10 protein-coding genes and 1 pseudogene are annotated in these 25,049 nt (G+C 70.5%); 3 read left to right on the forward strand and 8 right to left on the reverse strand.

The window, feature by feature from the left end:
- Positions 1–26 precede the first annotated feature (26 nt).
- Together JD77_RS31085 and JD77_RS32630 are read right to left on the reverse strand one after the other, a co-directional pair.
- A complete protein-coding gene (locus tag JD77_RS31085) occupies positions 27–1,388 on the reverse strand; it encodes a helix-turn-helix domain-containing protein (RefSeq protein WP_145777330.1) in 1,362 nt (453 codons plus the stop codon).
- On the reverse strand, positions 1,292–5,521 hold the full coding sequence (locus JD77_RS32630; RefSeq protein WP_170286615.1) for a hypothetical protein: 4,230 nt from the start codon (positions 5,519–5,521) through the stop codon (positions 1,292–1,294). The genes JD77_RS31085 and JD77_RS32630 overlap by 97 nt, the downstream gene beginning before the upstream one ends.
- Positions 5,522–7,729: 2,208 nt before the next feature.
- Here JD77_RS32630 and JD77_RS31095 point away from each other — a divergent pair.
- Positions 7,730–7,942 (forward strand): hypothetical protein, encoded by a 213-nt coding sequence (locus JD77_RS31095; protein WP_145777332.1) that lies wholly within the window; start codon positions 7,730–7,732, stop codon positions 7,940–7,942.
- Between the two features lie 748 nt (positions 7,943–8,690).
- Here JD77_RS31095 and JD77_RS31100 read toward each other — a convergent pair.
- Positions 8,691–9,047, reverse strand: a complete 357-nt coding sequence (locus JD77_RS31100; RefSeq protein ID WP_145777333.1) for a transposase — start codon at positions 9,045–9,047, stop codon at positions 8,691–8,693.
- A 298-nt stretch (positions 9,048–9,345) separates the two neighbouring features.
- On the opposite strand from JD77_RS31100, the gene JD77_RS31105 reads away from it, so the two are divergent.
- Together JD77_RS31105 and JD77_RS31110 are read left to right on the forward strand one after the other, a co-directional pair.
- Positions 9,346–16,434 (forward strand): helix-turn-helix domain-containing protein, encoded by a 7,089-nt coding sequence (locus JD77_RS31105; protein WP_145777334.1) that lies wholly within the window; start codon positions 9,346–9,348, stop codon positions 16,432–16,434.
- Positions 16,435–17,255: 821 nt separating this feature from the next.
- Positions 17,256–18,098 carry a transposase family protein gene (locus JD77_RS31110; protein WP_425463583.1) on the forward strand — a complete coding sequence of 281 codons (843 nt, stop codon included), beginning with the start codon at positions 17,256–17,258 and terminating at the stop codon, positions 18,096–18,098.
- Positions 18,099–18,105: 7 nt separating this feature from the next.
- Here the strand turns inward: JD77_RS31110 and JD77_RS31115 are convergent, their stop codons facing one another.
- The 5 genes and pseudogenes from JD77_RS31115 to JD77_RS31140 all read right to left on the reverse strand — a co-directional run bounded on the left by JD77_RS31115 (position 18,106) and on the right by JD77_RS31140 (position 24,942).
- A complete protein-coding gene (locus JD77_RS31115) occupies positions 18,106–18,540 on the reverse strand; it encodes a hypothetical protein (RefSeq protein ID WP_145777335.1) in 435 nt (144 codons plus the stop codon).
- A 32-nt stretch (positions 18,541–18,572) separates the two neighbouring features.
- The gene (locus JD77_RS31120; RefSeq protein ID WP_145777336.1) at positions 18,573–21,221 is read right to left on the reverse strand and encodes a hypothetical protein; all 2,649 of its coding nucleotides are present in this window, start codon (positions 21,219–21,221) and stop codon (positions 18,573–18,575) included.
- Positions 21,200–21,433 carry a hypothetical protein gene (locus tag JD77_RS31125; RefSeq protein ID WP_145777337.1) on the reverse strand — a complete coding sequence of 78 codons (234 nt, stop codon included), beginning with the start codon at positions 21,431–21,433 and terminating at the stop codon, positions 21,200–21,202. Before JD77_RS31125 ends, JD77_RS31120 begins: the two co-directional genes overlap by 22 nt.
- A 1,083-nt stretch (positions 21,434–22,516) precedes the next feature.
- Positions 22,517–23,432: pseudogene (locus JD77_RS31135) on the reverse strand (IS5 family transposase).
- A gap of 61 nt (positions 23,433–23,493) precedes the next feature.
- On the reverse strand, positions 23,494–24,942 hold the full coding sequence (locus JD77_RS31140) for an IS4 family transposase (RefSeq protein WP_170286341.1): 1,449 nt from the start codon (positions 24,940–24,942) through the stop codon (positions 23,494–23,496).
- Positions 24,943–25,049: the final 107 nt, after the last annotated feature.

Raw genomic sequence — 25,049 nt, forward strand, 5'->3', positions numbered from 1 at the left:
GTGCGGGTCACCGCTGGGGATGGTTGTCAGTCCATGACCGGCCCCTGGTAGGTGGCCCAGTCGCCGAGCTTCCTGCGGCCGTCGTCGGGCTGATTGTCGATGGGCGGCGGGCCGAAGTTGGCGGGTATCGCAGCACCGTGCCCGTCGGGCACACCAATGTCGGGAACCCACCCTGCCGGCCCGGGCATCGGCGACTGAGGTGCCGGATCCTGCACGCCCGGTCCGGGCGGGAACGACTGCGTCCCTGGGAACTGGCTGTGCTGGTCGCCGCTGGGCGGCGACCACGATGTCGGGCCGGGCGGGGTCTGCGCCCAGGGCGGATCCATCGGTTGCGGCCCGGGGCCGGTTTCCGTGTCCATGGCCGTGGGCGGGCCGACCCACGCCGCCGGAGGGAGCGGATCAAACAGATCGAGAGCTGGGTTCCCCTGCCAGGTGGCCCAGTCGCCGAGGTTCCCGCTGCCCTCGCCGGCCTGATCGTCGATGCGCGGCTGGCCGCGGTCGGTGGACATCGCAGCACCGTGGGCGGTCACATCAATGTCGGAAACCGGCCAACCCGGTTCCGTCCACCCCGCCGGCCAGGACGACGCGGTGGGGGCATCCGGGTCATCCAGCGGCCCGGGCAGCCAGGGCAGACCCGTGCCCGCCGGCGGGGCAGGTGCCGGCCCGGGCATCGGCGACGTATCCCCGCGGTCCAGCCAGGACAGATCCTCACTACCCTGCGGGCGGCGGTCCGGTTCGGGGGCAGCGCCCGGCACCGATGCCTGCCCAGGCTGACCCGGATCGGTCACCCTGTACCGCGCCGCCCCGCCACGGTGTGCCTCCTGGACCAGCTGCAGCAGACCACTGCCGCGTAATGCCCCGATCCGGTCGCGCACCGTCTGCCGCGGTGTGGATGTCGCCGCGGCGAGGGCTGGCACGTTGGCGGTGATGATCCCGTCGTCGTCCATACTGCCGATCAGGGCGTCCCACAACTTCAGCAGCTGTTCCCGCTGCCGCGTTCTGATGTGGCCGGCGTGCTGGTCGAACAGCCTCCGGGCCTCATCCCGGTCGCCCTGCGGGCGGCGGTCCGGTTCGGGGGCAGCGCCCGGCACCGATGCTTGCCCAGGCTGACCCGGATCGGTCACCCCGTACCGCGCCGCCACGCCACCGTGTGCTTCCCGGACCCGCTGCAGCAGACCACGGTCGCGCAATACCCTGATCCGGTTACGCACCGCCGGCTGCGGTGTGGATGTCGCCGCGGCGAGGGCTGACCACCTGGCGGTGATGATCCCGTCGCCGTCCATACGGTTGATCAGAGCGTTCCACAACCGCCGCAGCTGATCCCGCTGCCGCGTGATGCGGCCGGCGTGCTGGTCGAACAGCCTCCGGGCCTCATCCCGGTCGCGCACCCTCCGGCTGCCCGCAGTGGGTTGGGGTTGGGGTTGGGGTTGGGGTTGGGGTTGGTCGGGGTGCAGCGGGCGGTGGTGGGTGGCTCGTCGGCCGGGTGATGGGAGGTGTCGCCGGCGTGGACAGTGCCGGCGTCGGTGCGGGTCACCGCTGGAGAGGGCGCGAGGGATGGCTGCCAGTCCATGACCGGCCCCTGGTAGGTGGCCCAGTCGCCGAGGTTCCCGCTGCCCTCGCCGGCCTGATCGTCGATGCGCGGCTGGCCGCGGTCGGTGGACAGCGCAGCACCGTGGGCGGTCACATCAATGTCGGAAACCGGCCACCCCGGTTCCGTCCACCCCGCCGGCCAGGACGACGCGGTGGGGGCATCCGGGTCATCCAGCGGCCCGGGCAGCCAGGGCAGACCCGTGCCCGCCGGCGGGGCAGGTGCCGGCCCGGGCATCGGCGACGTATCCCCGTGGTCCAGCCAGCACAGATCCTCACTACCCTGCGGGCGGCGGTCCGGTTCGGGGGCAGCGCCCGGCACCGATGCCTGCCCAGGCTGACCCGGATCGGTCACCCTGTACCGCGCCGCCCCGCCTCCGTGTGCCGCCTGGACCAGCTGCAGCAGACCACGGTTGCGTAATGCCACGATCCGGTTATGCACCGTCGACGGCGGTGTGGATGTCGCCGCGGCGAGGGCTGGCTCGCTGGCGGTGATGATCCCGTCGTCGTCCATACTGCCGATCAGGGCGTTCCACAACTTCAGCAGCTGTTCCCGCTGCCGCGTTCTGATGTGGCCGGCGTGCTGGTCGAACAGCCTCCGGGCCTCATCTCGGTCGCCCTGCGGGCGGCGGTCCGGTTCGGGGGCAGCGCCCGGCACCGATGCTTGCCCAGGCTGACCCGGATCGGTCACCCCGTACCGCGCCGCCACGCCACCGTGTGCTTCCTGGACCAGCTGCAGCAGACCACTGCCGCGCAATGCCACGATCCGGTGATGCACCGTCTGCTGCCGTGTGGATGTCGCCGTGGCGAGGGCTCGCTCGCTGGCGGCGATGGTCCCGTCGGCGCCCATACGGTCGATCAGGGCGTTCCACAACTTCGGCAGCTGATCCGGCTGCCATGCTGTGGTGACGATGCGGTCGGCGTGCCGGGCGAACAGCGCCCGGGCCTCATCCTGGTCAAGCACCCACCGGCTGCCCTCAGGAAGGTCCGGCAACGGTGCTTGCTGGGACTGACCCGGATCGCTCACCCCGCCCGGGGACTCGACCTGTCCAGTGTCCTGCGGCGGATCCCACGCGTCGACGTGTGGTGTACCCAGATCCATCCCGTCAAGATCCGGGTCCCATACGTTCAGGAATTCCTGATCACCGGACGCCGGGCCAGTACCAGACGGGTCGTCGAGGTTCCTGTTGCCGTCGTCGAGCTGCTTGCCGATGGGCGGGCCGAAGTCGGCGGGTATCGCAGCACCGTTCCCGTCGGGCACACCAATGTCGGGAACCCGCCACCCTGCCTGCCAGGGCGATGCCGTGGGGATGCCCGGGTCGTCCAGCGGCCCGGGCAGGCCCGTGTCCGTCGAGGAGACAGGTGCCGGCCCGGGCATCGGCAACGTGTCCCCGTGGTCCAGCCGGGACAGATCCTCACCCTGCGGGCGGTCCGGTTCGGGGGCAGGGCCCGGCACCGGTGCTTGTTGGGGCTGACCCGGATCGCTCACCCTGTACTGCGTCGCCACGCTACTGTGACTTTCCTGGACCAGCTGCAGCAGACCACTGCCGAGCAATACCTTGATCCGGTCGCGCATCGTCTGCCGCGGTGTGTTTGTCGCCGCGGCGAGGGCTAGCTGGCTGGCGGTGATTTTCCCGTTGTTGTCCATAAGGCGGATCAGGGCGTCCCACAACCGCCGCAGACCATCCCGCTGCCGTTTTGTGGTGGCGATGTGGTCGGCGTGCCGGGCGAACAGCGTCCGGGCCTCATCCTGGTCGAGCACCCACTGGCTGCCCGCAGGAGGGTCCGGCAACGGTGCTTGCTGGGGCTCACCCGGATCGCTCACCCGGTACCGCGCCGCCACGCGACCGCGACTTTCCTCGACCAGCTGCAGCAGACCACGGTCGCGCAATACCCCGATCCAGTTACGTACCGGCTTCTGCGGTGTGTCTGTCGCCGCGGCGAGGGCTCGCCCGCTGGCGGTGATGGTCCCGTTGTTGTCCATACTGCCGATCAGGGCGTCCCACAACCGCCGCAGATCATCCCGCTGCCGCTGAGTTATGGTGGCGACGATGTGGTTGGCGTGCCGGGCGAACAGCGCCCGGGCCTCCTCCTGGTCGAGCACCCACCGGCTGCCCTCAGGAAGGTCCGGCAACGGTGCTTGCTGGGACTGACCCGGATCGCTCACCCCGTCCGGGGACTCGACCTGTCTAGTGTCCTGCGGCGGCTCCAACGCGTCGAGGTGTGGTGTACCCAGATCCATCCCGTCAAGATCCGGGTCCCATACGTTCAGGAATTCCTGATCACCGAACGCCGGGCCAGTACCAGACGGGTCGTCCCTGCCCAGTGGATCGGAGTGGGGGAAGTCGGCAGGGTCGGGGGCGGTGGTGTCTGCCCGCATGGCCTGGGACGGGCCGCGTGGCGGGCTGGTGGAGGCGAGCAGGAACGCGCTGGTGTCGGTGCCGGTCATGGTTGTCGGCCGCGGGTGGCGGGCGGCCTGGCCGAGGAGATCGGTGATGGTGGCGGGCCGACCGTCCCCGTCGAACGCGGCCACCCGGGTGCTGGATGCGAACAGGTGTCGCAGCCACGGATCACGTATCGGGTCGTCCGGCTCGGGTCGGTCGGCGGCGCCGGGCAGCAGAGGGTCCCGCACCTGGATCCTCGGCGGCCCGGACTCCTGCGGCTGGCTGTGTAGGGCGAACACGTGCTGCGGTTCGTTCGGTGGCGCGGCCCTGACCACCACCATCGACCCCGGCGCCGCCCGCAACGCGGCCAGCACGTCCTCTCCCGCGACCCCGTCCGGGTGGGCGACCCGCTCGGGTACCGTGTCGAGGATCTCCATCAGTTGCGGCCAGCCCATGGTGGGCGCGAGCCGGCCGTCCGGCCCGATGATCCGGTCGTCGAACACCGCCCGGTTGCCCAGCCGCTTGTACTCGGTGTGGAACACATCGAGAGTGGCCGCCACGCACCACCACAGGTCACCGCTGCCGGGACGTGCCTGCTGCGCGGCGGCCCAGTCGGCGGCCCGCTGCCCGGACCCGAACGGCGTGAGATCCTGCCCAGTCGCCGCGGCAGCCGGCTCGCCGTGTCTGCCGGGGCCGCCACTGACCGGTTCGTCCCGCAACGACACATCCCGCCACGAGCCCGCGTCGCTGAACGAATCCGCGTCGCTGAACGAATCCGCGTCGCTGAGGCCGTGCTTGCCAGGCACCCCGCCAAGCGACTCGTCCGGCAAGGACACGTCACTGATCGACATGGTGTCGCTGGTGTCGAGGTTGCTGAACACGTCATCGCTGGACACCGACATGTCACTGGCGGTGGCGTTGTCACGGCCGCCGACGCTGGCGTTGTCACGGCCGCCGGCGCTGGCGTGGTGGTGGATCGGCGTGCCATCGGCGGGGTAGGCGGCGCCAGCGGGCACGGTACTACCGGCGCTGACCGCGTCGGGGGTGCCTGGCGTCCCCGCCGTGCCGGGCGTGGCGGGCGTGGCGCTGCCGGCGGCCTGGGCGAGGACCTGCTGGTACCGGTCCTTCCATTCCTGTTGGAACGATCCGGCGAGGATGTCGTGACCGGCCGGATCCAGGCCGTACCGGTGGGCCAGCGCGGTGAACTGGGCCCGCGCCAGACCAGCCGCCGCCACGGTGTGCCGCTCGGGCGTCACCGGCACCGCCGGCGCGCCGGCACGCCCGCTTTCCTGAACGTCGATGGCAGCCACACCGGCGGCCGCTTCCGTGACGCCGGGAACGACCGCGGCCGAGAAACGGGCGGGCAGGTCGACGACCACCTGCCGGACCGCGTCCGCCACGGCACTGACCCGCGCGGCGTCGGGACCGGCCACCACAGCGGGCAGCACGGCCGGCAACACGGCGGGGGCACCGAGGATCGCATCGACCCTCCGGTCCACCTGGCTCCACACGTCGCCCTCGACCACCGCGCGCACAGCGGCGGACGGCACCGCCACCCCAGCGCCCCCGGCGCACCCGCGCCCCCCGCCATGCCAGCTGCCGACGACGTGCCGGGGCCTGTCGGCGTGCCGGGGCCTGTCGACGTGCCGGGGCCTGTCGGCGTGCCGGGGCCTGTCGGCGTGCCAGCGCCTGTGGGTAGGCCGGCGGCGAGGTACTGGTCGATGTGGTGTTGGACGGCCAGGTGCGCGATCGAGCGCAGCGCCTGCCGGTCGAACTCCGCCGGCAGCGCCGCGATCACCTGCTCCGACCACACCTCGGCCGGGACCTGCCCACCCGCGGACGCCAACGCCTCGGCCATCCGGGCCACCGCCCGCTCCCGGACACCCGTCAGAAATCCCTCGGTCAGCGCGGCAGCGGGCAGACCGACATCGGACAGGAAACCCGCAACAACCCGATCACCCTCCCGGGCCTCGACCCAGCCGGCGAAAACCCGCTCGATGGGTATGGCGAGGGCGGCCATGCTCTTGCCCGCCCGAGCCACCCCGGCCAGCAACCCACCGTAACGGTCCACCAGATCCTGCTGGAACCCTCGCCACCGCTCGACCACCGGCCCACCCGCTGCCGCGACCCACGCCGGCACCGGCGCAGCCGGCACCGACAGGCTCGGCACCGACCACGACGGCACCGACGGGTCCAGGGGCGGCGTGGGCAGGTCCAGCAGCTTCGGCGTGGGCAGGTTCGACGCCGGCAGCGGCGGCGGCGCTGCCGGCGGCGGGGCCTGCCCGCCGGTACCCGCAGCCGTCGGATCGTCGACCCCAGCCTGGTACCCCGTGGACGTGTCCCCACCAACCGGTGTCGGCCCCACCGGCATGACCGGCTTCCCGTCGGGCGTGAAGTCGGGGCGAGGCATCTGCACCCGGGGCCCATTCATGGCGCGACTCACGACGAGCCCGAGGCCGCTCGCGGCCGCCCCGCCCGCCCCCGACAGCGCCCCGGACAGAAGATCCGCACCGAGATTGCCGGTGTCGTAGTACCCGTCGACCATCAGGCTGGCACCGATACCGAACAGCCCCTCCGTGCCGGTCTCCAACACCGGCCGCGTCAGCAGATCGGTCAACAGCATTCTGGTGCTGTCCGACAGGCCGAGTTTGCTGACCGCGGCGGCGACCGCGCCAGCGGCCTTGCCCAACGCCGGCCCGCCCACCGTGCCGAGGAACGCCACCGCCCCCGCGTACGCCGCCTGCTTACCGACCGCCGACCAGTTCACCCCCGACTGCAAACCATCGGTCATCATCGACACCTGCGCCAGCAGCGCAGAACCCGGCATGGTCAGCATCTGCATCGCCGTGCTACTCGCCGCCGAGCGGACCAACGCCGAACGCAGGATCGCCTGGATGACGCTCCGCGCCTCGGCGAGGTGTGCCATCGCCCCCACGGGATTCCAGAACCACATCGCGGCGGCGGCGGCGAACTCGGCCTGCATGAAGGAGAACATGGCCACCGTCGTACGCTTGCCGGTCTCCGTCTCCAGGAAGAACTTCTTCTCCGCATCGACCACGGCGAGCATCAGATCGGCCGTCTCGGCCATCTTCCCCACGAACGGAAGGGTCTGCGCCACGAACCGGTCGAAGGCCTCACCCTCCCCCGCCCCCCGGACCGCCCTGATCGTCTGCTCCAGCAACGGACCCAGCACCGTACGCACCCGATGCTCCAGCGATTCCAGCGTGCCGATGTCATCCCGCAACAACGGCAGCTCCGCCCGGGACACCCTGACCCCGGTGAACGCTTCCAAAGCCCGCAGCGAACTCTCACTGAGCTCAAGGGTCGGAACGGCGGCGACCATCGCGCAACGCTCCCTTCCTGCCCGGATCAGGGGCACCCAGTGCGAATCAGTCAGCCGCGCTGACCGCCACCCAGCCCCGACCATCTGGCCGAAGCCGTCGCGGAGTCCGGCGTCCCACTCGCGCCGTAAGCCGGCCGCGAGCCGTTTGGTATCAGGCGGGTCTCGGCGTGCGCGGCGAACTGGGTCGACGCGCCCTCCGCCGCCACCTCCACGTGGTGCTCAAAGGACAACTGGCACCCAGGCCGTCGGTGAGCCGGTCCAGGGCGGCATTAGCCGGCGACGTCGACCGATCGGGAGCCAACGGGAAGTGCGCGGCGAAGTTCGCATCCACGTGTGCCAGGTACACCGAACGGATCCGCCCCAGCGCTGTCGTCGATCCTGCCGACCAGATCCAGGGCCGCTGCCCGGCGCGGCCGTGGACGGCGAGGCGCTGTACGGCGCTCGCATCGCCACCGCTCCGGTGTTCCTGCTCGCGGCGATCGGACGCGGCACCGGTGTGATCCTGGAACAGCGCCAGGTCCGCGTGAGCCGTGTCCTGGCCAGTGCGTACGGGGCGGCGCAGGTTTCATGCGAGTCCCCGAGCCGGGCGAGCGTTTCGGCCGCTGCGCTGTCGAGAGCGGCGACATGATCGGAGACGAAGACTCGGAGCGAGTCGTGGACCGCTCTGGCCAGTGCCACGCCGGCAGCCCGACCGTTGGACATGGCTGATGCCCCGCGCCAGCTGGCGATCCAGCCGATCGCCGGATTCTGCGCGGGCCGGGCCTGACCGGACATGAGCACTCTCCTTGGGATACACACTGCTCCATAACCCGGGATTCCTATCAGGAAGCTAGGGTATTGGATAGAACGCCAGCAAGCGATACCGCAGAGGTCGAGCAGGGATGTAGGTTCCGTCACAGGAGCCGGATGCTGTTGGTGATCTTGGTTGCTTGATCGCCGTGGGGGTGCTTCGCTGCTGGAGCTGGGGGCGCTTCGATGCCTAGATAGCGCTATGTCGATGGGTGTTGGTTCGGCTTCTGGCGCCCCGACACCCGGCTTTCGGCTGTGGTGACCGGCAGCGGAAGGTTCGGTGAATTGGGCCGGCTCGAGTTGCCGGCTGCGGAGCGAGCACTGCAGGACTGGGGAACGATCGCCGTTCCCCTCACGGCGGAACTGCCTGCCAGTGCGTCTACTGGCGTACCTCGCCGCCCTTGTCGGCGCGCTCCTCGTCGCCGCTCCGGCGCAGGCGCACGTCCGCGCGGCCTCGGTCGCCGTCGACCTGCGCAGCCAGGGCGACGGCGCCGCGGCTGTCGTCGACGTGGAGTACGGCGTCCTCGCCCGACTGCTGAGTCTCTGGGCTTGCATGCCACCCGGATCCTGCTGGCTTATTGCCGGGTTCATGCAGCCAGGGCGAGGCGGGCGAGGTGGCTGGTGCGGGTTCGGTCGAGGGGGTGACCGTTCTGGTAGGCGGTCAGTCGTATCAGGTTAACCGCGACGGCGCTGAAGACGTTTTGCAGGTGGGTCTTGTCCAGGCCGCGGTAGCGGGCTTGGCGTATGCCAGTGACGTTGGCGGCTTGGCTGACGGTCCCTTCGACGCCGGCGCGTCGGGCGTATTTGGCCTGCCAGGCATTGGTGTGCTGCTCGGCGCGGGCCAGTTGTATCGCGTGGTGGACCTCGCGGGGACGCACGGACAGCTTGCGGCCGGTGTGCCCCCGCCGGGGCCCGGCGCGGGGTGTGGATGTGTGGGCGGGGATGGCTGGTGTCGCCGGTGTCGACTACCGTCACTTTGCGGTGAGGGGTGCGTGGCTCTCGGCGATCAACACTGTCGGTGGTGGTGGGCGTCGGTCGGGTCGTGGGGTGAGGTGTGGGGGTTTTGGCCGGCGGGTGGGCGACGGGGTGGTGAGGTTGTCGCCGGCGAGGTGGTCGGGGCTGGGGTGGGCGGTCCGCGGGGCTGGCTGATCCGTACTGGGTGTCCTTGGTTCGGGGGCGGGGAGGGAGCGTTGCGCGTTGGTCGCCGCTGCTTTTTCGACTGTTGAGCTCAGTGAGAGTTCGTTGCGGGTTTTGGAAGGGTTCACCGGGGTGCGGGTGTCCCGGGCGAAGTTGCCGTTGTTGTGGGATGACATCGGCACGCTGGAGATGCTGGCGGGTCGGGTGCGTACGGTGCTGGGTCCGTTGCTGGAGCAGACGGTCAGGGCGGTCCGGCAGGCGGGGGAGGGTGAGGCCTTCGACCGGTTCGTGGCGCAGACCGCTCCGTTCGTGGGGAAGATGGCCGAGACGGCCGATCTGATGCTCGCCGTGGTGGAGGCGGAGAAGAAGTTCTTCCTGGAGACGGAGACCGGCAAGCGTACGACGGTGGCGATGTTCTCCTTCATGCAGGCCGAGTTCGCCGCCGCCGCCGCGATGTGGTTCTGGAATCCCGTGGGGGCGGCGGCGCACCTCGCCCAGGCGCGGACGATCATTCAGGTGGTCCTGCGTTCGGCGTTGGTGCGGTCGGCGGCGAGTAGCACGGCGATGCAGATGCTGACGATGCCGGGTTCTGCGTTGTTGGCGCAGGTGTCGATGATGACCGACGGTCTGCAGTCGGGGGTGAACTGGTCGGCGGTCGGTAAGCAGGCGGCGTACGCGGGGGCGGTGGCGTTCCTGAGCACGGTGGGCGGGCCGGCGTTGGGCAAGGTCGCTGGCGCTGTCGCCGCCGCGGTCAGCAAGCTCGGCCTGTCGGACACGACCAAGATGCTGTTGACCGATCTGCTGACGCGGCCGGTGTTGGAGACCGGCACGGAGGGAATCTTCGGTATCGGTGCCAGCCTGATGGTCGACGGGTACTACGACACCGGCAATCTCGGTGCCGATCTTCTGTCCGGGGCGCTGTCGGGGGCGGGCGGGTCGGCCGCGAGCGGGCTCGGGCTCGTCGTGAGTCGCGCCATGAATGGGCCCCGGGTGCGGGTGCCGCATATCGCGTTCACGCCCGACGGTAGGCCGGTCCTGCCGGTGGCGTCGACACCGGTTGGTGTGGACCCGTCCACGGGCTACCAGAGCGGGGTCGACGATCCGAAGGCTGTGGCTGCCGGCACGCAGGCCCCGCCGCCCACCCCGCCGCCGCTGCCGGCATCGAACATGCTCACGCCGAAGCTGGACCTGCCCGTGCCGCACCTGGACCCGTCGGTGCCGTCGTGGTCGGTGCCGAGCCTGTCGGTGCCGGCTGCGCCGGCGCCGCAGTGGGTCGCGGCAGCGGGTGGGCCGGTGGTCGAGCGGTGGCGACAGTTCCAGCAGGATCTGGTGGACCGTTACGGTGGGTTGCTGGCCGGGGTGGCTCGGGCGGGCAAGAGCATGGCCGCGCTCGCCATACCGGTCGAGAGGGTTTTCGCCGGGTGGGTCGACGCCCGACAGGGTGATCGGGTTGTTGCGGCTTTCCTGTCCGCGGTCGGTCTGCCCGCTGCCGCGCTGACCGAGGGGTATCTGACGGGTGTCCGGCAGCGGGCGGTGGCCCGGATGGCCGAGGCGTTGGCGTCCGCGGGTGAGCAGTTCCCGGCCGAGGTGCGGGCGCAGCAGGTGGTCGCCGGGCTGCCGGCGGAGTTCGACCGGCAGGCGCTGCGCTCGATCGCGCACCTGGCCGTCCAACACCACATCGACCAGTACCTCGCCGCCGGCCTACCCACAGTCGCGGGCACGCCGACAGGCCCCGGCACGCCGACAGGCACCGGCGTGTCGTCGGCCGCTGGCACACCGGGAGGCGCTGGCACGTCGTCGGGCGCGGGCGTGCCGGCAAGTGCCGGGGCGGGGGTGCCGTCCGCCGCCGCGGTCGAGGTGGTCGAGAGGGAAACGCGGAACTGGGTGGACCGAAGCCTCGATGCGATCCTCGGCACCTCCGCGCTGCCCGCAGTGCTGCCCGCCGTGCTGCCCGCTGTGCTGCCCGCTGTGGTGGCCGGTCCCGACGCCGCGCAGGTCAGTGCCGTGGCGAACGTGGTCCGGCAGGTGGTCACCGACCTGCCCGCCCGTTTCTCGGCCGCGACCATTGCCGATATCACCGCACCGCACGCCATCCCGTTCCCGGCGGACGCCCCGGCAAGCTGGCGTACCGGCGCGCCGGCAGTGTCGGTGACTGTCGAGCAGCACACCGCAGCCGCGGCCAGCCTGGCAGAAAAGCAGTTCACCGCCCTGGCCCACCGCTACGGTGTCGACCCGGCCGGTCACGACACCCTCGCCGAACTGTTCCGAGGAGACTGGGTGGATGGATACCATCAGGTGCTCACGCAGGCCGGCGGCAGCACGCCCGGCATGCCGGACACGGCCAGCGCCCGCGGTACGGAGCCGGGCGGCGCTGCCTTCCGCGTTGACGCCACGCCGATCTACGACAGCGACACGACCCCGGTCAGTGACGTGTCCGTGGCAAGCGATGCGGTGTTCAGCCCCGATCTCGGCTCCAGGGACACGGATTCGACCGGTTTCAGGGACACGGGTTCGATCGGTGACGTGTCGGTGCTGGACGAACCGGTCGGTGTCGACTCTGCCGGTTTCGGCGAGCCGGCCGTCGCGGCTACCGGGTCGGCCGGGCAACGAATCCACGAGCTCGCCAGCGGCGGCTACGGCCGTGCCAGCGACGCTCAGTTGCGCCGCCTCGCCGCGGACATCGGTATCCAGACGGCGTCGCCGGACGGGGTCCTGCCCCGACTGTTCGAGGTGTCCAGGGACATCGTCATGGCGGACACGTTCAGCGGGGTGTACTTCGCAGACCCGGCGGCGGCGGATCCGGACGCGGCGGCGGATCGCACGGCGGCGCAGGCGCTGCCGTGGGTGCGGGGATGGTTCACCATCGCCGGGCACCGGAACCTGGCCGAGCGGCTGGCCGACGATCCCGTGCGTCAGGCCTTGTTCCTCCGGATGCTCACCGCCTCGCCCGCCTGGCAACACGCCGTCGCGCAGGCGCGACAGCGCGGCGGCGACGCACCCGACATCATGCTGGTCTGGTGCGACGCGGCATGGCAGGCACCGGGACAGGCCACCTCCTTCGGTGAATGGCTGCGCACCCGGCTGCGCGCCCGGCGGCTGATGTCGTCCACGCACGAGGTGGACCAGATACCCGGCGAGCTGCGGCCACACGTGGACGAGCCGGTGCGGTCGGTGTTGTTCTCGGACGCCTCGGTGGAGTTGTTCGGACCGGATCTCGTGGAGGCGGTACGGACCGCGGACATCATCGACAACGGTCAGGAACCCGGCGTCCGCTGGCCGGACCAGCAAGACTTCGCCGCCGCTGGCGGCCGGCACCGGTGGGCCGGCAACACCTCACACGGGCAGTCACCCGATCCAGCGCAAGACGGCGACCCGTCCGGTCCTGGCCCGGCGTCCGCCGCCCAGTGGATGGGGGGCCCGTCGCGGGATCCAAAGGCGGAATTGCCGGTGCCGGGCCCCGCCCTCGGACCGGACCGCCCGCAGGGTGAGGACCTGTCCTGGCTGGACGACTGGGATGCGCTGCCGATGTCCGGGCTGGCACCTGCCCCGCCGGCAGGCACGGGGCTGCCCGGGCTGCCCTGGCTGCCCTGGCTGCCCTGGCCGCTGGACGCCCCGGACGCCCCCAGCGCGTCGGCCTGGACGGCGGGGCCGGCCGCGTCGGCCTGGACGGTGGGGTGGACGGAACCGGGGTGGCCGGTTTCCGGCATTGATGTGACCGCCCACGGTGCTGGGATGTCCACCGACCCCGGCCAGCCGCGCGATCAGGCCGGCGACGGCGGGGATCTCGGCGACTGGGCCACCTGGCAGGGGCCGGACATGGACTGGCAACCATCCCTCGCGCCCTCCCCGGCGGTGACCCGCACCGACGCCGGCACTGTCCACGCCGGCGACACCCCCCATCACCCGGCCGACGAGCCACCCACCACCGCCCCACTGCACCCCGACCAACCCCAACCCACTGCGGGCAGTCAGTGGGTGCGCAACCGGAATGATGCCCAGACGCTGTTCGACCAGCACGCCGACCACATCGCCACCACAACACAGCAGCGGGAACAGCTGCCGCAGTTGTGGAACGCCCTGATCAACCATATGGACGACGACGGGACCATCACCGTCACCGAGTCAGCCCTCGCCGCAGCGACATCCACACCGCAGACGACGGTGCATAAACGGATCGTGGTATTGCGCGACAGTGGTCTGCTGCAGCTGGTCCAGGAAGCACACAGTCGCGTGGCGGCGCGGTACGCGGTGAGCGATCCGGGTCAGCCCCGGCAAGCACCGATGCCGGACCTTCCCGCGGGCAGCCAGTGGGTACGCAACCGGAATGATGCCCAGACGCTGTTCGACCAGCACGCCGACCACATCGCCACCACAACACAGCAGCGGGAACAGCTGCCGCAGTTGTGGAACGCCCTGATCAACCATATGGGCGCCGACGGGATCATCACCGTCACCGAGTCAGCCCTCGCCGCAGCGACATCCACACCGAAGCAGACGGTGCATGACCGGATCAGGGTATTGCGCGACAGTGGTCTGCTGCAGCTGGTCCAGGAAGGACGCCGTGGTATGGCGGCGCGGTACGGGGTGAGCGATCCGGGTCGGCCCCGGCAAGCACCGTTGCCGGGCCTTCCCGCGGGCAGCCAGTGGGTACGCAACCGGAATGATGCCCGGACGCTGTTCAACCAGCACGCCGACCACATCGCCACCACAACACAGCAGCGGGAACAGCTGCCGAAGTTGTGGAACGCCCTGATCAACCATATGGACGACGACGGGACCATCACCGCCAGCGAGTCAGCCCTCGCCGCAGCGACATCCACACCGCGGCCGACGGTGCATAAACGGATCGTGGCATTACGCGACCGTGGTCTGCTGCAGCTGGTCCAGGAAGCACACCGTGGCGTGGCGGCGCGGTACGCGGTGACCGATCCAGGTCAGCCCCGGCAAGCACCGGTGCCGGGCCCCGCCCCCGAACCGGACCGCCCACAGGGTAGTGAGGATCTGTCCCGGCTGAACCACGGGGATACGTCACCGATGCCCGGGCCGGTACCTGCCCCGCCAGCGGGCACGGGCCTGCCCGGGCTCTCAGGGCCGCCCGGGCCGCTGGACGCCCCGGACGCCCTCACGGCGTCGGCCTGGCCGGCGGGGCCGCCCGCGTCGGCCTGGCCGATGGAGGAGGGACCGGCGGGACCGGCGGGGCCGGTTTCCGGCATTGATGTGACCACCCACGGTGCTGCGATCTCCACCGACCCCGGCCAGCCGCGCGATCAGGCCGGCGACGGCAGCGGGAACCTCGGCGACTGGGCCACCTGGCAGGAGGACCCAGCCCTCGATCTGTTTGATCCGCTCCATCCGGCGGCGTGGGTCGGCCCGCCCACGGCCGTGGGCACGGGACTCTACCCCGGGCCGCAACCGATGGATCCGTCCTGGGCGCAAGCCCCGCCCGGCCCGACACCGTGGTCGCCGCCCAGCGGCGACCAGCCCAGCCAGTTCCCAGGGACACAGTCGTTCCCGCCCGGACCGGGCATGCAGGAACCGGCACCTCAGTCGCCGATGCCCGGGCCGGCACCTGCCCCGCCGGCGGACACGGGGCTGCCCGGGCTGCCCTGGCTGCCCGGGCCGCTGGACGACCCGGACGCCCCCACCGCGTCGGCCTGGACGGCGGGGCCGCCCGCGTCGGCCCGGACGGCGGGGTGGGCGGAACCGGGGTGGCCGGTACCCGGCATGGGCGTGACCGACGGGCACGGTGCGGCGATCTCCACCGACTTCGACCAGCCGGGCATCGACGATCAGGCCAGCGACGGCGGGAACCTCGGCGACTGGGCCGGCGACGGCGGGAACCTCGGCGACTGGGCCACCTACCAGGGGCCGGACATGGACTGGCAGCCATCCCTCGCGTCCTGGCCGGCGGTGGCCCGCACCGACGCCGGCGCTGTCCACGCCGGCGGCACCCCCCATCACCCGGCCGACCAGCCACCCACCACGCCCGCCTCGCCGCACCCCGACCAACCCCAACCCCAACCCGCTGCGGACAGCCGGCGGGTGCGCGACCCGGGCGAGGCCCGGGCGCTGTTCGACCAGCACGCCGGCCACATCGCCACCACAACACCGCAGCGGGACCGGCTGCGGCAGTTGTGGAACGCCCTGATCGACCGGATGGACGACAACGGGATCATCACCGCCAGCGTGTCAGACCTCGCCGAGGCGACATCCACACCGCGGCCGACGGTGCATCGCCGGATCGGGGTATTGCGCGACAGTGGTCTGCTGCAGCTGGTCCAGGAAGCACACGGTCGCGGGGCGGCGCGGTACGGGGTGAGCGATCCGGGTCCGCCCCGGCAAGCACCGCTGCCGGCCCCTCCCGAGGGCAGCCAGTGGGTACGCGACCCGGGCGAGGCCCGGGCGCTGTTCGACCAGCACGCCGGCCACATCGCCACCACAACACGGCAGCGGGAACCGCTGCGGCAGTTGTGGAACGCCCTGATCGACCGGATGGACGACAACCGGATCATCACCGCCAGCCTGTCAGACCTCGCCGAGGCGACATCCACACCGCAGCAGACGGTGCATCACCGGATCGGGGTATTGCGCGACAGTGGTCTGCTGCAGCGGGTCCAGGAAGCACACAGTCGTGTGGCGGCGCGGTACGGGGTGAGCGCTCCGGTTCAGCCCCGGCAAGCACCACCGCCGGGCCCTGCCCTCGGACCGGACCGCCCGCAGGGTGAGGACCTGTCCTGGCTGGACCACGGGGCTACGGTGCCGATGCCCGGGCCGGCACCTGCCCCGCCGGCGGGCACGGGCATGCCTGGGCTGCCCGGGCCGTTGGACGACCCGGACGCCCCCACCGCGTCGTCCTGGCCGGCGGGGTGGGCGGAACCGGGGTGGCCGGTACCCGGCATGGGCGTGACCGACGGGCACGGTGCTGCGATCTCCACCGACTTCGACCAGCCGGGCATCGACAATCAGGCCAGCGACGGCGGGAACCTCGGCGACTGGGCCACCTACGAGGTGGACCCAGCCGGTTCGCTCGATGTGGACCCGGCCGATCTGCTCTATCCGTTTGCGGCCGTGGGCACGGAACCCGACCCCGAGCCGCAACCGATGGATCCGCCCCGGCCGCAGGCCCCGCCCGGCCCGACATCGTGGTCGCAGCTCAGCGGCGACCAGCCCAGCCAGTCCCCCGGGACTCAGTAGTTCCCGCCGGGACCGGGCGTGCAGGACTCGGCACCTCAGATCGCGCGGCCTGCCGGTCCGGGCGGCTGACCGCCCCGGCGGGCCTGTCCGCGTGGACAGCTCCGAGACCAGATCCAGTACATGCTTCTGGCAATCGGCCAGGGTCGCCCCGGCTGCGTTTGCCGAAAGGGCCTCGCCGTAGTTTCCGGACCGGACCGAAAACAACGCCAGCCCTGATCGCGGCCCCGTACGAACGCCAGGGAACTTGGATATCCATCACGTCCTTGACCAGCGTTGGCGTTGTTTTCGGTCCGGAAACTACCGGCGGGCCGGATGATGTCCGTCTGATCCAACTGTCATCAAACGCTGTGGTCGACTCGGATCGGCCTGCATTGGATCGGGGGGTCGGATTCCCGTGGTCGGGAGTGATCCATTGGCTCCGTTCCGTACCTGTCGTCAAATGGTCCTCTGCCGACAGAGACATCCGGGGCGAATGCCGCATGCCCGGCCAGACACTCAACCCCGCACCCTAAAGATCAACTACAGTAAATGATCCCGGGTGACATGAGCGTTAGGAGACCCCTAAGGCCCGTGAAACTCAAGAACTAAAACTAAAGCAGAAGGTGTAAATCAAATGGCAACTCAAGACCTTGACCCGTTCCGGGTGGCGGTGGAGGGAGCGGCGGCGCCGCCTCCCGCCAATGAGCTGATCTCAGCGACGCGAATGTGTTGATTGGTGCGACACGGATGAAGGCACTCAGGCCGGACAGTGCTGGAAGTGGACGTGAGGTCCTCGGTAGGTAGTTCTCACCACAAGATCACCCACACGGTGAGGACCCCACGTGATCGCATATCGTGCCATGGTCGACGTCCCGAGGGAACTCGTGCGGTACCTCAGCCGGCTGCTTGCCGCGGAACGCCGAGCCAAGGGGACACGGCGCGGCACCCGCGCGTTGACCTGCTTCTACCAGGCACTGCTGGTGCTGGTCTGGTTCCGCAAGGCCGAGGACGTGACCCTGCTCGGCGCCGGGTTCGGCATCTCCCGGGCGACCGCGTACCGCTACCGCGACGAGGGCATCGCCGTGCTCGCCGCGCAGGCGCAGGATCTGCACACCGCGCTGCGCCGAGTCGCCGACGACGGCTGGTCCCACGTGATCCTCGACGGCAAGCTGTTCGACTGCGACCGGCTCACCGAGACCACCCTGTCGGTCAAGGGCGAGATCATCGACGCCTGGTACTCCGGAAAGCACCGCGACTTCGGCGCGAACATCCAAGCGATCATCCGCCCGGACGGACTGCCGATCTGGACATCGGCGGCGATGCCCGGGCACCTGCACGACACCAGCTGCGCCCGCGAACTCGGGGTGACCGCCGCGCTGAACTGGTCCGCCGCCGAACTGGACCTACCCGCACTGGCCGACTCCGGCTACGAAAGCGCAGGCCACGGCATCAAGACCCCAGTCAAGCAGCCTACTGACGGCAGCCGGCTCGCACCCGACAACCGCGCCTACAACCGGCTGCTGCGCGGGCTGCGCTGGCAAGGCGAATGCGGCTTCGCCATCCTGATCGGACGCTGGAAAACGCTACGCCATACCACCGCCAGCCCACGCCGGATCGGCGACGTCGTCGCCGCCGCGCTGCATCTGACTCATTTCGAGTACAAGTACCTACCCGAATCTTGTTGAGATCACTTCAATATCTCCCGACCGATTCTTGGCTGATCAGTTTGCCGGATAGTGTGGCTACCTCATCCTCGGTGTAGCGGTGGCCGTCGGGGGCGGTCTTACCCTGTAGTCCCTGTGCCCAGGCTTTCACCCATGCGGCCATCCCCCGCCCCAACTTTTTCTTTTTGGGCAGGGATACCCGGTCGGGGAGTTCACCCTTTTCTCCCAGCGCCTTCAGGTATTCGCGAAGGGTGGCGGGCCCGTCCTTGCTGGGCCGCCAAGTGACCACGTGATCTGGTGGTGGGGGCAGCGGCGGCGCCGCCTCCCGCCAATATGTCCCGACCGATTCTTGGATGATCAGTTTGCCGGATAGTGTGGCTACCTCCTTCTGGCTGTAGCGGTGGCCGTCGGGGGCGGGCTTACCCTGCAGTCCCTGTGCCCAGGCTTTCACCCATGCGGCCATCCCCGGCCCCAGCCTCCCCTGTTCGTCGGGGGTCAGGGATACCCGGTCGGGGAGTTCACCCTTTTGTCCGGGTGGGCGACACGCTCGGGTACCGTGTCGAGGATCTCCATCAGTTGCGGCCAGCCCATGGTGGGCGCGAGCCGGCCGTCCGGTCCGATGATCCGGTCGTCGAACACCACCCGGTTGCCCAACCGCTTGTACACGGTGTGGAACACATCGAGAGTGGCCGCCACGCACCACCACAGGTCACCGCTGCCGGGACGCACCTGCTCCGCAGCGGCCCAGTTAGCGACCCGCTGCCCGGACTCGAACATCCCGACGGCCTGCCCGGTTGCCGCAACGGCCTGCCCGGTTGCCGCAACGGCCTGCCCGGTTGCCGCAACGGCCTGCCCGGTTGCCGCGACAGCCGGCTCGCCGTGTCTGCCGGGGTCGCCACTGACCGGTTCATCCCGCGACGAAGCCGCGTCGCTGAGACCGTGCTTACCCGGCACCCCACCAAGCGACTCGTCCGGCGAGGACACGTCACTGATCGACATTGTGTCGCTGGTGTCGAGGTTGCTGAACACGTCGTCGCTGGCGACAGACATGTCACTGTCACTGTCACGGCCGCTGGCGTTGGCGGTGGCGGTGGCGGTGGCGTTGTGGTGCATCGGCGTGTCATCGGCGCGGGAGGCAGCGCCAGCCGGCACCGTGCTACGGGCGCTGGCCGCCTCCGGCGTCCCAGCCGTGCCGGGCGTGCCGGGGGTGGCGCTGCCGGCGGCCTGGGCGAGGACCTGGTGGTATCCGTTGACCCAGTCCCGTTGGAAGGATTCGGCGAGGGGGTCGTGGCGGGCCGGCTTGACGCCGTACTGGTGGGCCAGGCCGGTAAACTGCTCTACTGCCTGGCTGGTCGCTGCTGCGGTGTGCTGCTCGGGCGTTATCGGCACGGTCGGCGCGCCGGCGCGCCCGCTTTCTGTAACGCCGACGGTAGCCCAGTTGGCGGCCGGTGCGGTGGCGCCGGGGATGGCCGCGGCCGAGAAACGGGCGGGCAGGTCGGTGACCGCCTGCCGGACCACGTTCGCCACGGCGCTCACCTGCGCGGCGTCGGGACCGGCCACCACAGCGGGCAGCACGGCCGGCAGGACGGCGGGGGCACCGAGGATCGCATTGAGGCTTCGGTCCACCCGGTCCCGCACGGCGCTCTTGACCGCCTCGATCGCGGCGGCGGACGGCACCGCCGCCCCGGCACCTGCCGGCACGCCGGCACCTGTCGGCGTGCCAACGGCCCACGACGTGCCAGCGGCCGTCGGTAGGCCGGCGGCGAGGTACTGGTCGATGTGGTGTTGGACGGCCAGGTGCGCGATCGCGCGCAACGCCTCCAGGTCGAACTCCGCCGGCAGCCCGGCGACCACCTGCTCCGACCACACCTCGGCCGGGAACTGCCCACCCGCGGACGCCAACGCCTCGGCCATCCGGGCCACCGCCCGCTCCCGGACACCCGTCAGATACCCCTCGGTCAGCGCGGCAGCGGGCAGACCGACCGCGGACAGGAAACCCGCAACAACCCGATCACCCCGCCGGGCGTCGACCCACTCGGCGAAAACCCGCTCGATGGGTACGGCGAGCGCGGCCATGCTCTTGCCCGCCCGAGCCACCCCGGCCAGCAACCCACCGTAACGATCCACCAGATCCTGCTGGAACCGATACCACCGCTCCACCACCGGCCCACCCGCTGCCACAACCCACTCCGGCACCGGCGCAACCGGCACCGACAGGCTCGGCACCGACCACGACGGCACCGACGGGTCCAGGTGCGGCGTGGGCAGGTCCAGACTCGGCGTAGGCAGGTTCGAAGCCGGCAGCGGCGGCGAGGTGGACGGCGGGGCCTGCCCGCCGGTCACCGCAGCCTTCGGGTCGTCGACCCCAGCCTCGTACCCCGTGGACATGTCCCCACCCACCGGTGTCGGCCCCACCGGCATGACCGGCCTACCATCCCACGTGAAGTCGGGGCGAGGCACCCGCACCCGGGGCAGGTTCACGGCGCGATTCAAGACGAGCCCGAGCCCGCTCGCGGCCGATCCCCCTCCCCCCGAAATCGCCCCGGAAATTGTGTCCGCAGCAAAATTATCGGGGTCGAACTCGAGCTTCCGGTCGACCATCGCGGTGGCAAACCAACCGAGAATTCCCTCCGTGCCGGCCTCCAACACCGGCCGCGTCAACAGATCGGTCAACAGCATCCTGGTGCTGTCCGACAGGCCGAGTTTGCCGACCGCGCCGGCGACAGCGCCAGCGGCCTTGCCCAACGCCGGCCCGCCCACCGTGCTCAGGAACGCCACCGCCCCCGCGTACGCCGCCTGCTTACCGACCGCCGACCAGTTCACCCCCGACTGCAAACCATCGGTCATCATCGACACCTGCGCCAACAAGGCAGAACCCGGCATCGTCAGCATCTGCATCGCCGTGCTGCTCGCCGCCGAGCGGACCAACGCCGAACGCAGGACCACCTGGATGATCGTCCGCGCCTGGGCGAGGTGTGCCGCCGCCCCCACCGGATTCCACCACCACATCGCGGCGGCGGCGGCGAACTCGGCCTGCATGAAGGAGAACATGGCCACCGTCGTACGCTTGCCGGTCTCCGTCTCCAGGAAGAACTTCTTCTCCGCATCGACCACGGCGAGCATCAGGTCGGCCGTCTCGGCCATCTCCCCACGAACGGAGCGGTCTGCGCCACGAACCGGTCGAAGGCCTCACCCTCCCCCGCCTGCCGGACCGCCCTGATCGTCTGCTCCAGCAACGGACCCAGCACCGTACGCACCCGATGCTCCAGCGTTTCCAGCGTGCCGATGTCATCCCACAACAACGGCAACCTCGCCCGGGACACCCGCACCCCGGTGAACGCTTCCAAAGCCCGCATCGAGCTCTCACTGAGCTCAACAGTCGAAAAAGCGGCGGCGACCAACGCGCAACGCTCCTTCCCCGCCCCCGAACCAAACGCACCCAGTACGGATCAGCCAGCCACGCGGACCGCCCACCCCAGCCCCGACCACCTCGCCGGCGATAACCTCGGCACCGTCGCCCACCCGGCGGCCAAAACCCCCAACACCTCACCCCACCCGGCCGACGCCCACCACCACCGGCAGTGTTGATCGCCGATAGCCACGCACCCCTCACCGTAAAGTGACGGTAGTCGACACCGGCGACACCAGCCATCCCCGCCCACACGTGCGCCACCACACACCCTGACCCCGCGCCGGGCCCCGGCGGGGCCTCACCCCGACCCGAGCCGTCGAGCAGGCCCATGCCAGATCAGACCCACCACCTGATCGACCAACCCGCAGCGGTACTTCGAGGCGTTGGGGCCCCGGCGCAGCAATGCGCTGGGGCTACCCGACGACGTCGACGTCGACGTCGACGGCGAGATCGATTCATCAGGTACCGAGTACCACCAGGCGAGTGTGTACTGCGTCGTCACCGGACCAGACCAGTAACGCACCGCTGACTCCAGCGCCGAACAGCCCGACCCACTCAACTGGAATCTCCTCGACCTCGACAAGCCCCGCACCGTCGGCTGACCCACGCACTGCATCGGCCCGAGAGCAGCAGCTCGCTCTCGAGCCGTTCCGGCGCCTGCCCCACATCTGAAACTTGCACGTGCTGCCGATCCGCGCGGCGGTCAAGTCGTAGGCGGCGCTCAGCTCCGTCACGAGCAGGACCCTCGGCGCCGCCGCGGCGGCCGCCGCCGAACGGGACACCGCCCGCACCGCCCCGGCCGAGTCCGAGACAGCCCGCCGCGACGCCAACGCCGAACTGCGCGCCGAGCGGGCCGCCCTGGCCGAGGTACGCCGCCAGGTCGAGCAACTCCACACCGACCGGCGGCAGGCTGAGCAGGCGGCCCAGGACGCCCGCACCGACGCCGCCCGACTCCAAGCCCAGCTCGACCAGGCCCAGGGCGGGCGGCGGTGACCCGCCGACCTGGACGGGGCGGACCGTTTGGACGCTAGGCTGTGTCTCGTCGATCTTGGGTGAGGTCACGTAGCCAGATCTTCATCGTGGCGATGTCGACGGTGGCCCGGTACATGTAGTCGCGCTTGTCGTACCTGGTCGCGACCGCCCGGAACTGCTTGAGCTTGTTGAACGCCCGCTCGGCGGTGTTGCGCTGCTTGTAGCGCTCCCGGTCGAAGGTCGGTGGCCGGCCGCCGCGGGATCCCTTCTTGCGACGGTTGGCCGCCTGATCGGCCTTGATCGGGATCGTGGCCTTGATGCCGCGGCGGCGTAGGTGAGCACGGATAGCCTTCGAGCTGTACGCCTTGTCAGCCAGGACATGCCCGGGGCGGGTACGCGGCCGGCCGACCCGGCGCGGGATCCGGATAGCGGCCATGACCTGCGTGAAGCCGGTACAGTCGGCCCGCTGCCCGCACGTGGTGTGCCGCGCGATCGGACGGCAACGCCGGTCAGCGGCCAGGCGCAGCTTGGTGGTCAACCCGCCACGGGACCGGCCGAGGGCTTCCCTTCCGCCCTTTCATCCCTGGCGGCCTCCCCCTTTTCGGGTGATCCGCCGCCGGGGCGGGCCGCGCACCCGCCGCGTGCTGGTGCGCCCGGATCGAGGAGGTGTCCACCCCGACCGTCCACTCGTCGCCTTCCTCCGCGTCGCAGTCGATCCGCAACGCCGCGCAGATCCGCGACCAGGTGCCGTCCATCGCCCACCTGCGTTTGCGCTGGTAGACCGTCTTCCACGGACCGAACCGCTCCGGCAGGTCACGCCACGGAATCCCGGTACGTTCCCGGTACAAGATCCCCGAGACCGTCGTCCGATGGTCACGCCATCGGCCCCCACGCGGCGGATCCGCTGGCAGCAACGGCGCCAGAAGCGCCCACTCGTCATCGGTCAACTCATGCCGTCGAGACACGCCAATCTATCTACCAAAACCTGCCCCGAAGATCCACGAGACACGCCCTAGATCCAAGGCCGGGTAGTTAGGGCGTTGCGGCTGCTGTCAAGCGGGGTTTGCGGGGTTTGCGGGGTGGGGATGGTGTGGGTGGTGGGAGTGGTTCGGTGGTGTCGTCGTGGATGGTGATGGCGAGGTTGGTGATCTTCTGGTTGGTGGTGGGTCTGCCGGGTGGGTGTTTGGCGTAGCGGGACAGTGGTGATTTGACGCGGCGGGTGCTGGTGCGTGCTCGGCGTGGTGGGAGGAGTTCAGCGAGGACGGCGCGGCCGATAGCGCCGGTGAGGTCGGTGTTCTCGGGCAGGACGTCGGCGGCGTTGGTGAGTTGTTCCCGGGCGGTGTGCAGGGCGATGGTGAAGCTGGCCCGGTCGGGGTCGGTCCCGGGCCGGGTTTCGGTGGCGTGGACCATCGCGGTGCGCAGCGCCTGGTAGACGGTCAGCAGTGCCCACAGTTCCTGCTGGATGCCGGTCGGGTCGCCGGAGCGCAGGATTCGTCCGTGCAGGATGGTGTGGCGCAGGGCGTAGTACGCCGATTCGTGTTCCCAGCGCTGGTGATAGAGCTCGACCAGGCGGTGTGCCGGGTGCCGGCGGGGGTCGCGCAGGGAGGTGACGAGGCGGTAGACGCCGGTGTAGGTGGTGGCGTCGGCGCAGGTGACGGTGACGGTGGCGTCGATGACCCGGACGGGGACGTGGTTGAGGACGCTCAGGTATGAGCCGTCGTCGAGGCGGGCCAGGACCGGCAGGCGGCGGTTGCCGCGCAGCCGGCCCAGGAATTGGGCGCCGGTGCCGGCGACCGCGGTCAGGAACATGTTGGAGTCGAAGCCCTTGTCCCACAGCACGAGCATGCCGGCATCCAGCAGATGCAGCAGTTTGCTGGCGTAGCTGGTCTCGCCCTCGGCGGTCGGTCCGAACACCGCACCGAGCATGCCGCGGGTGCCGGTCTCGACCAGCGTCATCAACTCCACCGCCGGGTAGCCGTTTCCGGTGCGTTTGCCGAGCCAGGCACGGTTGCGGGCGGTGTCGGCGGTGCGTTGGGAGGTACAACCGTCGAAGGACACCGTGCGATAGCGGCCGAACCGCACCCCGGGAGTGTGTGGCTGCGCGAGAGGCCCGGCGAGGACCTCGAAGAGGGCCTTCACCGGAGCGGGACCGACGCGGCGGCGCAGGTCACGTAGCCCTTTACCCGATGGGACGACCACGACCAGCCCCACCAGCCCGGCGATCATCTTGGCCCAGACCCGCCGGTAGCCGACCTCCGGGAACAGGCACATCGCCAGCACGAAGTACACCCCGACCCGGGACGGCAGGTTCCGTAGTCTTGCCTGCACCGTACCGGTCTCGGCCAGCACCGCATCGACGAGTTCAAAGGGCACGATCGAGGTGAGTTCCCCGAGATGGCCCGGGGCGAACACTCCCGCCGCGACCCGGACAGTGCGGGTGATGGCGGCCACAGTGCGGGACAGGGCAGAATGATCCGGCAACGGAACTCCCGGGCAGAAACGGTGGATCTTGGTCGACCGCCAGTTCTACCGGAGTTCCGTTGCTTTTACCGCCCCCGGGCCCATCGGCTTGACAGCCACGCCCGCCG

The organism is Micromonospora olivasterospora (assembly GCF_007830265.1).
GTDB lineage: Bacteria > Actinomycetota > Actinomycetes > Mycobacteriales > Micromonosporaceae > Micromonospora > Micromonospora olivasterospora.

Excerpts from the sequence above, each read along its gene's own strand:
- JD77_RS31115 (WP_145777335.1), bottom strand. The coding sequence starts at position 18,540 with ATGGCCGCATGGGTGAAAGCCTGGGCACAGGGACTGCAGGGTAAGCCC.
- JD77_RS31120 (WP_145777336.1), bottom strand. The coding sequence starts at position 21,221 with ATGGCCGAGACGGCCGACCTGATGCTCGCCGTGGTCGATGCGGAGAAG.
- JD77_RS31125 (WP_145777337.1), bottom strand. The coding sequence starts at position 21,433 with ATGCGGGCTTTGGAAGCGTTCACCGGGGTGCGGGTGTCCCGGGCGAGG.